The sequence below is a fragment of the Streptomyces sp. NPDC092296 genome (assembly GCF_044755465.1).
In the GTDB taxonomy this organism is placed as follows: Bacteria; Actinomycetota; Actinomycetes; order Streptomycetales; family Streptomycetaceae; genus Peterkaempfera.
This window is the reverse complement of record NZ_JBIVRB010000011.1, coordinates 84,400-97,116: the sequence shown is the minus strand read 5'-3', so window position 1 is coordinate 97,116 and position 12,717 is coordinate 84,400. Positions and strand designations below refer to the sequence as shown.

At 75.5% G+C, this 12,717-nt stretch carries 12 protein-coding genes; 9 read left to right on the top strand and 3 right to left on the bottom strand.

All coding sequences use genetic code 11. From position 1 onward, the window contains the following. Positions 1-100 precede the first annotated feature (100 nt). The 4 genes from ACIQGZ_RS22010 to ACIQGZ_RS21995 all read left to right on the top strand — a co-directional run bounded on the left by ACIQGZ_RS22010 (position 101) and on the right by ACIQGZ_RS21995 (position 4,190). A complete protein-coding gene (locus ACIQGZ_RS22010; protein WP_402604232.1) occupies positions 101-442 on the top strand; it encodes a TlpA family protein disulfide reductase in 342 nt (113 codons plus the stop codon). A gap of 303 nt (positions 443-745) precedes the next feature. After that, a complete protein-coding gene (locus tag ACIQGZ_RS22005; protein WP_402604230.1) occupies positions 746-1,531 on the top strand; it encodes an electron transfer flavoprotein subunit beta/FixA family protein in 786 nt (261 codons plus the stop codon). Between the two features lie 133 nt (positions 1,532-1,664). Then, the gene (locus tag ACIQGZ_RS22000; protein ID WP_402604228.1) at positions 1,665-2,633 is read left to right on the top strand and encodes an electron transfer flavoprotein subunit alpha/FixB family protein; all 969 of its coding nucleotides are present in this window, start codon (positions 1,665-1,667) and stop codon (positions 2,631-2,633) included. Positions 2,634-2,783: 150 nt separating this feature from the next. Continuing rightward, positions 2,784-4,190, top strand: a complete 1,407-nt coding sequence (locus tag ACIQGZ_RS21995) for an acyl-CoA synthetase (protein WP_402604226.1) — start codon at positions 2,784-2,786, stop codon at positions 4,188-4,190. Between the two features lie 41 nt (positions 4,191-4,231). On the opposite strand, the gene ACIQGZ_RS21990 is transcribed toward ACIQGZ_RS21995, so the two are convergent. Next, entirely contained in the window at positions 4,232-5,218 is a 987-nt protein-coding gene (locus ACIQGZ_RS21990; protein ID WP_402604223.1) for a LacI family DNA-binding transcriptional regulator, read from the bottom strand. Positions 5,219-5,485: 267 nt separating this feature from the next. On the opposite strand from ACIQGZ_RS21990, the gene ACIQGZ_RS21985 reads away from it, so the two are divergent. The 4 genes from ACIQGZ_RS21985 to ACIQGZ_RS21970 all read left to right on the top strand — a co-directional run bounded on the left by ACIQGZ_RS21985 (position 5,486) and on the right by ACIQGZ_RS21970 (position 10,198). Then, complete coding sequence (locus ACIQGZ_RS21985) at positions 5,486-6,523, top strand: ROK family protein (RefSeq protein WP_402604220.1); 1,038 nt, start codon at positions 5,486-5,488, stop codon at positions 6,521-6,523. A gap of 443 nt (positions 6,524-6,966) precedes the next feature. Continuing rightward, entirely contained in the window at positions 6,967-8,043 is a 1,077-nt protein-coding gene (locus ACIQGZ_RS21980) for an NUDIX domain-containing protein (protein WP_402604217.1), read from the top strand. 46 nt (positions 8,044-8,089) lie between these two features. After that, on the top strand, positions 8,090-8,908 hold the full coding sequence (locus ACIQGZ_RS21975) for a DUF4184 family protein (RefSeq protein ID WP_402604214.1): 819 nt from the start codon (positions 8,090-8,092) through the stop codon (positions 8,906-8,908). Positions 8,909-9,004: 96 nt separating this feature from the next. After that, positions 9,005-10,198 (top strand): geranylgeranyl reductase family protein, encoded by a 1,194-nt coding sequence (locus ACIQGZ_RS21970; protein WP_402604212.1) that lies wholly within the window; start codon positions 9,005-9,007, stop codon positions 10,196-10,198. Positions 10,199-10,284: 86 nt separating this feature from the next. Here ACIQGZ_RS21970 and ACIQGZ_RS21965 read toward each other — a convergent pair whose 3' ends face one another. Then, complete coding sequence (locus ACIQGZ_RS21965; RefSeq protein ID WP_402604210.1) at positions 10,285-11,208, bottom strand: helix-turn-helix transcriptional regulator; 924 nt, start codon at positions 11,206-11,208, stop codon at positions 10,285-10,287. 137 nt (positions 11,209-11,345) lie between these two features. Here ACIQGZ_RS21965 and ACIQGZ_RS21960 point away from each other — a divergent pair, with 137 nt between their 5' ends. Further along, a complete protein-coding gene (locus ACIQGZ_RS21960; protein ID WP_402604207.1) occupies positions 11,346-12,089 on the top strand; it encodes an SDR family NAD(P)-dependent oxidoreductase in 744 nt (247 codons plus the stop codon). A 15-nt stretch (positions 12,090-12,104) separates the two neighbouring features. Here ACIQGZ_RS21960 and ACIQGZ_RS21955 read toward each other — a convergent pair whose 3' ends face one another. After that, a complete protein-coding gene (locus ACIQGZ_RS21955) occupies positions 12,105-12,533 on the bottom strand; it encodes a MarR family winged helix-turn-helix transcriptional regulator (protein WP_402604205.1) in 429 nt (142 codons plus the stop codon). Between the last annotated feature and the right edge of the window lie 184 nt (positions 12,534-12,717).

The window sequence follows — 12,717 nt, the reverse complement described above, 5'->3', positions numbered from 1 at the left end:
ACACCCGGGCCGGGAACCGGTCCGCGCGGTCCGGAATGCGGCAGCCTGAGCCGGACGGACTGCGGCGGCGCGGCCGGAGCCGGAGCACGGAGGAGTGCGGATGCGGGCGGGTGAGGAGGGCGTACGGCTGACCGCCGGCGACCTGGGGGCGGCGCTGGGGGAGCGGGCGACGCTGGTGCAGTTCTCCACGGCGTTCTGCCGGCCGTGCCGCGCCACCCGGCAGGTGCTGGGCGAGGTGGCCGCCATGGTGCGGGGCGTCGCGGCGGTGGAGGTGGACGCGGAGTCGCACCTCGGGCTGGTCCGCCGACTGGGGATCAGCGGCACCCCCACCGTGCTGGTGCTGGACGCCACCGGGCGCGAGGTGCGCCGGGCGGCCGGGCTGCCGCGCAAGGTGGATGTGATCGCCGCGCTGGGCGAGGTGGTACGCGCCCCCGGCGGCTGACGCGGCGTGCGCGCCCCCGGGTCGGCCGTGCGCGCCCCCGGTCGGTACGGTCGGGTGAGGGGTGCGGCCGGACGCGCCGGATACGGCCGACATCACAGTTTCGACCAGGTCGGAAACGGCTAGGGGTCGGGGGACGAAGCATAAGCTACTCGCCAGTAGCAGCAGTGGGCTACCGATGAGTATGCTGCCGGAAGTTACCGGACGGGCAGAGGAAATATGCTGCCCGGAACGGGCGACGTGCGCGCGTGCCCGTTCGCTGCACCGCCGCACCCGCCGGACGTGACCAGTATCAGGAGACAGGCCGTGAGCTTGAGGATCGTTGTCTGCGTGAAGTACGTGCCCGATGCGACCGGCGACCGCCGCTTCGCGGACGACACCACGACCGACCGGGAGTCCGTCGACGGGCTGCTGTCGGAGCTGGACGAGTACGGCGTGGAGCAGGCGCTGCGCATCGCCGAGGCGTCCGGCGACGCCGAGGTCACCGTCCTCACCGTCGGCCCGGACGACGCCAAGGACGCGCTGCGCAAGGCGCTCTCCATGGGCGCCGACAAGGCCGTCCATGTGAACGACGACGACATCCACGGCTCCGACGTGGTCGGCACCTCCGCCATCCTGGCCAAGGCCCTGGAGAAGACCGGCTACGACCTGGTCGTCTGCGGCATGGCCTCCACCGACGGCGGCATGGGCGTGCTGCCCGCGCTGCTGGCCGAGCGGCTGGGCGTACCGCAGGCCACCCTGCTCTCCGAGGTGTCCGTGGACGGCGGCGTGGTGCGGGGCCGCCGGGACGGTGACACCGCCTCCGAGGAGCTGGAGGCCGCGCTGCCGGCCGTCGTCTCGGTGACCGACCAGTCCGGCGAGGCCCGCTACCCCTCCTTCAAGGGCATCATGGCGGCCAAGAAGAAGCCGGTGGAGTCGCTGGACCTGGACGACCTGGGCATCGACGCCGACGAGGTCGGCCTGGCCGGCTCCTGGACCGCCGTCGACACCATCACCGCCCGCCCGCCGCGCCAGGCCGGCACCGTCGTCAAGGACGAGGGCGAGGGCGGCAAGCAGCTTGCCGCCTTCCTCGCCGCGCAGAAGTTCGTCTGACCCACCCGGGCGGCCGCCCCGAGCCGCCCGCCCCGGGCCGGCCGGACAGCGCGGCCCCACGGACCCCGGTCCCGCCGTACGCGCCCCGAGGGCGCCGGCCGGACCTCTCGAACCCTCACAGGAGACTTGAGCAATGGGTGAAGTCCTCGTCCTGGTCGACCACGCGGACGGCCAGATCCGCAAGCCGGCGCTGGAGCTGCTGACGCTGGCCCGCCGCATCGGTGAGCCGTCGGCGGTCGTGCTCGGCGCAGGCGACGCCGCCGCCGAGATCGCGGCCAAGGCCGCCGAGTACGGCGCGGCCAAGGTCTACACGGCCGACGCCGCCGAGTTCGCCGACTACCTGGTGGTGCCCAAGGTCGACGCGCTGACCCAGATCGCCGAGGCCGCCGACGCGGCCGCGGTGCTGGTCACCTCGTCCGGCGAGGGCAAGGAGATCGCGGCCCGGGTGGCGCTGCGGCTCGGCTCCGGCGTCATCACCGACGCGGTGGACCTGGCGGCGGGCGACTCCGGCCCGGTGGCGACCCAGTCGGTGTTCGCCGCCTCCTTCCAGGTGGCCTCCCGGGTGTCGCACGGCATCCCGGTGATCACCGTCAAGCCGAACGCCACCGGCCCCGAGGCCGCCCCGGCGGCCGGCGCGGTCACCCCCGTCGCCGTGGAGTTCTCCGCCACCGCCACCGGCACCAAGGTCGTCTCGCGCACCCCGCGCCAGTCCACCGGCCGCCCCGAGCTGACCGAGGCCGCCATCGTGGTCTCCGGCGGTCGCGGCGTCGGCGCGGCCGAGGGCTTCGGCGTGGTGGAGGAGCTGGCCGACTCGCTCGGCGCGGCCGTCGGCGCCTCCCGGGCGGCGGTCGACGCGGGCTGGTACCCGCACGCCAACCAGGTCGGCCAGACCGGCAAGCAGGTCTCGCCGCAGCTGTACATCGCCTCGGGCATCTCCGGCGCGATCCAGCACCGGGCGGGCATGCAGACCTCCAAGACCATCGTCGCGGTCAACAAGGACCCGGAGGCGCCGATCTTCGACCTGGTCGACTTCGGTGTCGTCGGTGACCTGTTCGCGGTGCTGCCGCAGCTCACCGCCGAGGTCAAGGCCCGCAAGGGCTGACCCCGCCGCCCGGCGGCCACCCGGCCGGCCCGCCACCGACGTGGCGGGCCGGCCGCGCGCTGCCGCGTAAGGTCGGGGCGGACAGCGGGACAGCGGGACAGCGGGGCAGCGGGGCAGCGGGACAGCGGCACGGGCGAAGGGACGGGCGGGATGCTCACGGCACTGCGAGGCGGCCACGGGGACGCCCCGGACGCACTGCGGATCGACGGACACGCGCTGTCCCGGGAGCAACTGCTGGCCGCAGCCACCGCCGTGGCCGACCGGATCGCCGGCGCACCCGCCCTCGCGGTGCTCGCCCGGCCCACCGCCGCCACCGTCACCGCCGTGGTCGGCGGCCTGCTCGCGGGCGTACCGGTGGTACCGCTGCCGCCCGACGCCGGGCCCAAGGAGCGCGGCCACATCCTGCGCGACTCGGGCGCCGCCCTGCTGGCCGTCGGCGCCGGGGAGCAGCCGCCCGACGACACCGGCATCCCGGTCGTCCCGGTCGACCCCGCCGCCCGCTCGGCCGCCACCCACCCCGAACCCGCGCCGGACGCGCCCGCCCTGATCCTCTACACCTCCGGCACCACCGGCGCCCCCAAGGGCGCCGTCCTCGGGCGGCGCGCGGTCGCCGCCGACCTGGACGCACTGGCCGCCGCCTGGTGCTGGACCGCCGAGGACACCCTGGTCCACGGCCTGCCGCTGTTCCATGTGCACGGCCTGGTGCTGGGCGTCCTGGGCGCGCTGCGCACCGGCAGCCGGCTGGTGCACACCGGCCGCCCCACCCCGCAGGCGTACGCGGCGGCGCGCGGCAGTCTCTACTTCGGCGTCCCCACCGTGTGGTCGCGGGTCGCCGCCGACGGCCCGGCCGCCGGGGCGCTGGCCGCCGCCCGGCTGCTGGTCTCCGGCAGCGCCCCGCTGCCCGTCCCGGTCTTCGAACGGCTGGCGGCGCTCAGCGGGCACCGGCCGATCGAGCGGTACGGGATGACGGAGACCCTGATCACGCTCTCCACCCGGGCCGACGGCGAGCGCCGCCCGGGTAGCGTGGGGCTGCCGGTGGCGGGCGTGCGGACCCGGCTGCTCGCCGAGGACGGGGCTGCGGTGCCGCACGACGGCGAGACCGTGGGGGAGCTCCAGGTCAGGGGCGCCACGCTCTTCGACGGCTATCTGGGCCGCCCCGACGCGGACGCCGAGGCATGGACGGCCGACGGCTGGTTCCGCACCGGCGACGTGGCGGTGGTCGGCGGCGACGGCTTCCACCGGATCGTCGGGCGCGCCTCGGTGGACCTGATCAAGAGCGGCGGCTTCAAGATCGGCGCCGGTGAGGTCGAGGCCGCGCTCCGCGACCACCCCGCCGTCTCCGACGCCGCCGTGGTCGGCGCCCCGGACGCCGACCTGGGCCAGGCCGTCGTGGCGTACGTCATCGCGGCCGACGGCGTGACCGGCGACCAGCTCACCGCCTTCGTCGCGGAACGGCTCTCGGTGCACAAACGGCCCCGCCGGGTGGTGCTGGTGGACGACCTGCCGCGCAACGCCATGGGCAAGGTCCTCAAGAAGCAGCTGCTCACCGAAGGTTAGCCCCGGCACCCGCCCGGGGCCAGGGGGCCGGGCGGGAGCGGTCAGGTGGGCGGGAGTTCGCCGGAGCCGCGCGGTATCAGGCGGGCCGGGAGCTCCAGGTGGCGGGCCGGGCCGGGGTAGCCGTCGAGGCGGGCGAAGAGCAGTTGGGCGGCGGTGCGGCCCAGGCCGGCCGGGTCCTGGGCGACCACGGTGAGACCGGGGGAGAGCAGGTCCGCGAACTCCAGGTCGTCGAAGCCCACCACGGCCACCGGGCGGTCGAAGGTCCGCAGCCGGCGCAGCGCGGCGACGGTGACCCGGTTGTTGCCGCAGAACAGCGCGGTGACCGGCTCCGGCCCCGACAGCGCGGTGGCCAGCGCCGCGCCGACCCGCTCCGGCGAGGTCGGGCCCAGCGAGATCCACGACGGGTCCACCGGCAGCCCCGCGTCGGCCATCGCCTCGCGGTAGCCGCGCAGCCGCTCGGCGGCGGTGTGGATGTCCGGCGAGTCACCGAGGAAGGCGATCCTGCGGTGCCCCCGGCCGATCAGATGGGCCGTACCCTCCCGGGCGCCGGCCGCGTTGGCGGTGAGTACGGTGTCGGCCTCGATCCCCAGCGGCGGCCGGTCGATGAAGACGGTGGCGATCCCGGCCCGCACCTCCGGCGCCAGATAGCGGTGGTCGGCCCCGGCCGCCGGTACGATCACCAGCCCGTCCACCCGGCGGGCGCAGAACGCCAGCGCCAACTGCTCCTCGCGCTCCGGGTCCTCGTCGCTGGAGCCGGTGAACAGCAGCGAGCCGTGCAGCCGGGACACCTCCTCGACCGCCCGGCTGAGCGCCGAGTAGAACGGGTCGGCGATGTCCTCCAGCACCAGGCCGACGCTGGCGGTGCGGCCCTTGCGCAGGATGCGCGCGCTGTCGTTGCGCCGGAAGCCGAGCGCGCTGATCGCCGCCTGCACCCGCTCGGCGGTGTCCGAGGTCACCCCGGGCTCCCCGTTGACCACCCGGGAGACCGTCTTCAGGCCCACCCCGGCGCGCGCGGCGACGTCCTTCATGGTGGGCCGGCTGCTGGGGCGCTGCGCCGGTGGGGCGGCGTACGGGATTGCCTGCGGCTCGCTCGGCACAGAGGTCCTTCCGGCGGCCCCGTGGGGCGGGGTGGGTGGGCGAGTCGATGGTACGGATCGAAGGGGAGGAGCGCCATGACTGGACAACGTTGTCAGAGATGCGGAACATTACCCCAGCCGATATCGGCTGAACGGCCTGGTCCGGGGACGCCACCCCGGCGTGACAAGGGCCCGGGTGACGAGGGAGTGAGCGAGCGGATGCAGACGGATCGCACCGGGACCGAGGCGGCCCCGCGCGGCGCGGCGGGCGCAGCGGTGACCGGGGACGGGGTCGCGCTCGGCACGGGGGACCTGGTGGCCGCCCTCGACATCGGCGGTACGAAGATCGCCGGAGCCCTGGTGGACCTCGACGGTGCGATCCTGGCCCGCTCCCGCCGGCCCACCCCCGCCCAGGAGCCCGGCGAGTCCGTGATGCGCGCCGTGACCGAGGTGCTGGACGAGCTGTCGGCCGCGCCGGGCTGGGAGCGGGTACGCGGCATCGGCATCGGCAGCGCCGGACCGGTCGACGCGGTCCTGGGCACGGTCAGCCCGGTCAACATCGCGGGCTGGCGGGACTTCCCGCTGGTCGAACGGGTGCGCCGCCACCCGTCCTGCGGCGGCCTCCCCGTGCTGCTGATCGGGGACGGCGTCGCCATCACCGCCGCCGAGCACTGGCAGGGCGCGGCGCGCGGCCACGACAACGCGCTCTGCATGGTGGTCTCCACCGGCGTCGGCGGCGGTCTGGTACTCGGCGGCACGCTGCACCCCGGCCCGACCGGGAACGCCGGACACATCGGCCACATCAGCGTGGAACTCGACGGCGAGCTGTGCCCCTGCGGCTGCCGGGGCTGCGTCGAGCTGATCGCCAGCGGTACGTCCATCGCCCGCCGCGCGCTGCGGGACGGCTGGCGCCCGACCGGCGGCGACTCCTCGGCGGCGGCCGTGGCGGCGGCGGCGCGGGCCGGCGACCCGGTGGCGCTGGCCTCGTACGACAGGGCGGCGCAGGCGCTGGCGGCGGCCATCGCGGCCACGGCGACGCTGGTCGAGATCGACGTCGCGGTGGTCGGGGGCGGGGTGGCGCAGGCGGGCGAGGTGCTCTTCGGGCCGCTGCGGGAGCGGTTGGCGCAGTACGCGACCCTGCCGTTCGTCCGGGGGCTGGAGGTGCGGCCCGCGCAGCTGGGCACGGACGGCGGGCTGGTCGGCGCGGCGGCGGCGGCGATCGAGGGGCTGGGCCTCGGGGCCGGGGCCCGGGGGTAGGGCCCGTTTCGGGGGCGGCGCCTGGCCGGCGGGGCTTGGCGGGGGCGGACGGGCGGCCACTGGGGAGCGTGGCGGTGGTGTGTTCGGCGCTGTGCGGGGGTGGGGGGTTGGTCGCGGGGTTCCTCGCGCCCCTGGGTGGTGGGTGGTTGCTGTCGGTGGGTGGGTTGGGCGGCTGTTCGGGGGCGCGGGGGTGGTGTGTTCGGCGCTGTGCGGGGGTGGGGGGTAGTTCGCTGACGGACGGTGCCGGGCCGGGTGAGTTGGGGGGTGGGCGCAGGCGTGGGAGGCGGGGGCGGGCGGGTAGAGAGACAGGGGAGGGCACGGGACAGCCGCTCCCGATCACCTGGAAACGCCGGTCCGCGCTCGGTCGCGATCCGGCGTGGAGCCGGTGGGGCGACCCGCAGGGGGGCGTCCGGGGCCGGATGGGCCGGAAAGCAGGGGGCGGCGTGATCGTCTGGGTCAACGGGACCTTTGGAGCGGGCAAGACCACTGCCTGCCGGGAACTCACCGCGCTGCTGCCGGGCAGCGTGCTCTACGACCCCGAGCAGGTCGGGGTGGGTCTGGTCGGGGTGCTGCCGCCGGAGCGGATGGAGGGGCTGTCGGACTTCCAGGACCTGCCGTCGTGGCGGCTGCTGGTGCCGCAGGTGGCGGCGGCCCTGCTGGCCGAGGTGCCGGGGCCGCTGGTGGTGCCGATGACCCTGCTGCGACAGGAGTACCGGGACGAGATCTTCGGCGCGCTCGCCTCGCGCGGCATCCCGGTGCACCATGTGCTGCTGCACACCGAGGAAACGATCCTGCGGGCCCGGATCGAGGGCCGCGCCCGACAGCGCGCCGGCTCCGCCGACCCGGCCCTGGTGGCGGAGCAGAGCCGCTGGTCGCTGGAGCACCTGGCGGACTACCAGGCCGCCCTGCCCTGGCTGGTCACCGACGCCGAGGTGGTCGACACCACCGTCCTCACCCCGCGCGACACCGCCGAGCGGATCGCCGCCCTGGTCCGGCGCGGTTCGGCCCGGCGGCCGATCGTCCAGACCCCCGAACCCACCGCCGACACCGTCGCCGCGGCCGTGCTGCTCTTCGACGACCAGGACCGGGTGCTGCTGGTGGACCCGGTCTACAAAGCGGGCTGGGAGTTCCCCGGCGGCGTGGTGGAGCGCGGCGAGGCCCCCACCCTGGCGGGCGTACGGGAGGCCGCCGAGGAGCTGGGCGTGGTGCTCGACCAGCGCGCGCTGCGCCTGCTGGTGGTCGACTGGGAGCCGCACACCGGACCCCGGCGCGGCGGCATCCGGCTGGTCTACGACGGCGGCCGGCTGGACGCGGCCGGGCGGGCCGCCCTGCGGCTGCCCGCCGAGGAACTGCGCTCCTGGCGGTTCGTCACCCTGGACGAGGCGGCCGGGCTGCTGACGCCCGGTCGGGTGCGCCGCCTCGCCGCCGCGCTGCGCGCCCGCCGGCTGGGCGAGGTGCTGGCGCTGGAGGCCGGGCAGCCGCTGGGGGAGGACGCCGCCGAGGCCATGGCCGAGGGCTGACCGGCGCCGCTGGCGGCCGGGCGGCGGCGCGGGGCAGGATGGCGGGGTGCCGTTCACCCTCAGCCATCCGGCCGCCGTCCTGCCCTTCCTCCGGCGCGGCCGGGCCCGGGGCCCGCTGGTCGCCTCCGCGCTGGTCGCCGGGTCGATGGCCCCGGACGTCCCGTACTTCGCCGACTCGCTGCTGCACGGCGCCTTCGGGTACGGCACCGCCACACACAGCCTCTGGGGCGTCCCCACGCTGGACGTGGCCATCGCCGCGCTGCTGGTGGCGGTCTGGCACGGGCTGCTGCGCGAGCCGCTGACCGCCCTGCTGCCGGACCGCTGGGCGGCGGCGGTGCGCACCCTGACGGCGCCGCGCCGCCACCCGCCGCGCGCCGCGGACGGCGGGTGGTTCGCGCTGTCGGCGGCGGTCGGCGCGGCCACCCATGTCGGCTGGGACGACTTCACCCACCACGACCGGGCCGGTGTGCGACTGCTGCCGGTGCTCGACACGACGGTGGCGGGCCAGCCCCTGCACCACCTGCTCCAGTACGGCAGTTCGGCGCTGGCGCTGCTCTGGCTCGCCGGGTACCTGGTCCGTACCGTCCGGCAGGCCGCCCGCGAGCCGGCCACCCCGGCGCCCGCAGCGGGCCGCCGGCTGCCGGTCCGCACCCGGGCGGCGGTGTTCGCGCTGCTCGCGGGCGCGGCGGCGGTGGGCGCGGGGCACCGGGTGGCGCGCTGGACCGCCGTCCACCCGCAGACCGCGCCCGGCGACCTGGTCCCCACCGTCTGCTTCGGCGCCGGTACCGGGATCGCCGCCGGAGCGGTGCTGTACGCGCTGGCCGCCCGGCTGCTGCGGGACCGTACGGCCGCCTCCCGCAGCTGACCCGCACCGCTCCCGGGGGCGGCGGCGGGGCCGACGCGGGCGTTCGGGGGAGCCTGATGATCGTCCTGTCGGTGGAGCCGCATAGGATTGCGCAACGTGACGGACAACCTCAAGGACGTCTGGGACGTCGTGGTGGTCGGCGCTGGGCCGGCCGGCTCATCAGCCGCTTACGCGGCCGCCGCGACGGGACGCAAGGTACTGCTGCTCGACAAGGTCGAGCACCCCCGGTACAAGACCTGCGGGGGAGGGATCATCGGGCCGTCCCGGGACGCGCTGCCGCCGGGCTTCGCGCTGCCGTTGCAGGACCGGGTGCACGCCGTCACCTTCGCGCTGGACGGCCGCTGGGAGCGCACCCGCCGCTCCCGGCGGATGATGTTCGGCCTGGTCAACCGGGACGAGTTCGACCACGGCCTGGTCAAGGCGGCGCAGCAGGCCGGGGCGGTGCTGGAGACCGGCGTCACGGTGACCGGCGTCGAGCAGCACGGCGAGCACGTCCCCGACCGCCGCACCGTGGCCCTCACCACCCAGGACGGCCGCACCCTGCTGGCCCGCGCGGTGGTCGGCGCCGACGGCAGCGCGGGCCGGATCGGCCGCCACGTCGGCGTCTCCTTCGACCAGATCGACCTGGGCCTGGAGGCCGAGATCCCGGTCCCGGAGGAGGTGGCCCGCGCCTGGGCCGGCCGCATCCACCTGGACTGGGGGCCGATGCCCGGCTCGTACGGCTGGGTGTTCCCCAAGACCGCCTCCCGCAGCCTGACCGTCGGCGTGATCGCCGCGCGCGGCCAGGGCGAGCGGACCAAGCAATACCTGTCGGACTACATCGCGCGGCTTGGCCTGGCCGGCTTCCCGCCCGCCGTGGAGTCGGGCCACCTGACCCGCTGCCGCGCCGAGGACTCGCCGCTCTCCCGGGGCCGGGTGCTGGTCGCGGGCGACGCGGCCGGGCTGCTGGAGCCGTGGACCCGCGAGGGCATCTCGTACGCGCTGCGGTCCGGCCGGCTGGCCGGGGAGTGGGCGGTACGGGTCTCGGAGGCGCCCGACGCGGTGGACGTCCGGCGGCAGGCGCTCAACTACGCCTTCGCCATCAAGGCCGGGCTCGGTGTGGAGATGCGGGCGGGCAAGCAACTGCTGTCGGCGTTCGAGCGGCGCCCGGGGGTGTTCCACCTGGGGGCGACAACGGTGCCGCCGATCTGGCGGGCGTTCATCCAGGTCACCGAGGGTTCCACCACCTTCGCCGAGGCCCTGCGGCAGTACCGGGGCGTCCAGCGGCTGATGGCCGTCGCCTCCCGCTGACCCGCCCGCGCCCACCCCTCGCCGCCGCGCCCGCAGCCGCGCCCGCCGCGCGGCGGGGAGGGGAGGGGCGGGCGCGGGGGCCGGTCTCAGTCCGCCCGCCCGGCTGTCAGCGCACCGTTCGCGGCGGTTGAGCGGCCGCCGCCCTCCATGGCGAGCTGCCCGGCCGGCGGACGGGGCGGCTCTGCGCCGAGTGTCTGGGTGCCGAGGACGGCCAGCAGCGCGAGGCGTTCGGCGTCCCGGGTGCCGGGCTCGGCCGTGTAGATCATGATGCGCAGGTCGCTGCCGGCCACGCTGAGGATGTCGCAGTCCAACGTCAACGCGCCCACCTGGGGGTGGTCGACGGTCTTGCGCGACGCCTCGTGTCGGCCCACGGCCCCGGAGTCCCACAGCTCGGTGAACCGGTCACTGCGCGCCCGCAGTTCCGCGATCAGGCGCCGCAGCCGCTGGTCCGCCGGATACCGGCGCGCCGTCGCACGCAACTGGGTGACCTGCGCGGTCTCAAGCGCCCGCCGGGACTCCGGTGTGTGGCGGACGCGGCTGCCCGAGCCCAGGAAGTTGCGCCACACCGCATTGCGCTCATTACCGTGGTACTGGCCCATCAATGCCGTGTACAGCGGGTTGGCCAGCAGCAGCGTCCAGGTCGCGTCGCTGACCGCGACGGGCGTCCCGGTCAGCCGGTCCAGCAGCCGCTGAACGCTCGGCGTGATGTAGGCGGGCACCGTGCCTCGGCCCGGTGGCACGAGCCCGGCGACGTGGAACAGCTGCTCGCGCTCGGCGGTGGACAGGCGCAGCGCCCGGCCCAGGGCCTCGACGACCTGTTCCGACGGGTTGGTCGCCCGGCCCTGTTCGAGGCGGGTGACGTAGTCGACCGAGATCCCGGCCAGCAGGGCGAGTTCCTCGCGGCGCAGTCCGGCCGCGCGCCGATGGCCGCCGACGGGCAGCCCGGCCGCCTCCGGGGAGACGCGGTCGCGCCAGCGCCGCACCGTGTGCCCGAACTCCGTGGTCCCCATGACACCACTGTGCACCGCCCCGTTCGGATCTACCTGGTACTGGCAGTCCCAGGAAGGCGGGGTGCCTGGCTGGGGGCGCGGTTCCGCCGCATCGTGGAGACATGGCAGCAACGACAGGAACGACAGGAACGACGGCAATGACGGCAACGACAGGAACGACAGGAACGACAGGAACGACAGCGACGCTGATCACCGGAGCGAACAAGGGCCTCGGCTTCGAGACCGCCCGCCGGCTCGTCGCCGCAGGTCACACCGTCTACATCGGCAGCCGGGACGCCGAACGCGGCCGCCGGGCCGCCGAGCGGCTGGGCGCGCGGACGGTCCAGCTCGATGTCACCGACGAGGCGTCCGTACGGGCCGCCGCAGCGGCCATCGAGGCCGACGGAGGGTTGGACGTACTGGTCAACAACGCCGGTATCGAGGAGCGGGGAGGCGGCAACGCCGTGATCGGCGCTGCGGAGGTGACCGCCGACCTGATGCGGAAGACGTTCGAGACGAATGTCTTCGGCACGGTGCGCGTCACCCACGCGTTCCTCCCGCTGCTGCGGCGTTCCGCCGCCCCGGTGGTGGTCAACGTCAGCAGCGGGCTGGCCTCCCTGTCCGAGGTCACCACCCCGGGCACCCCGAGGTACGCCTACCCGGGCGTGGCGTATCCGGCGTCCAAGGCCGCCGTCAATATGATCACCATCCAGTATGCGAAGGCGTTCCCGGAGATGCGGATCAACGCGGTGGAGCCCGGCTTCACCAGCACCGATCTGAACGGGAACACCGGCACCCAGACCGTCGAGCAGGGCGCCGAGATCATCGTGCGCATGGCGCAGCTGGCTCCGGACGGCCCCACCGGGGGCTACTTCGACGCTGCGGGCCCGCTGCCCTGGTGAACCGGGCCGGGCCCCTCAGGGGCGGATGATGGCCTGCTCCAGCAGGTCCTGGAGGGCGCGCTGCTGCTCCGGAGTGAGGCCGATCAGCGGTGAGTCCCGGGCGAGGAGTTCGAGCAGCCGTTCGCGGAGGGCGCTGCCCTCGGCCGTGAGGACGAGTTGCCTGGCGCGGCGGTCGGTCGGGTGTGCGCGGCGCTCGACCAGGCCCTGCTTCTCCAGCTTGTCGACGACGAAGGTGACGTTGGAGGGCTCGCAGCTCATGCGTTCAGCGAGCTCCCGCATGGTCATCGGCCCGGTCATCTCGCGCAGCGCGGTCGCCTGGGCGGCGGTGAGGCCCAGGGTGACGGCGCGTTCGCGTACGTGATCGGCTATCTGCTGGGCCAGTCCGTTCACCAGACCACACAGCTGTCGCACGGCGATGGCCTGCGGTTCCGGGGACGTCGTCATGCCTCCCATCCTAGCGAGCCCATCAAGCCAGTATATTTTGAGCTTGAATGTTTCTAGCTTGATGCTTACCGTGGTCGGGGGGGGGCCCCCGGGGGGGGGGGGGGCCCCCCCCCCCCCCCGCGGGGGGGGCGGGGGGGCGCCCCCCGGGGGGGGGGGGGGGGGGGGGCGGGGGGGCGCGGGGGGC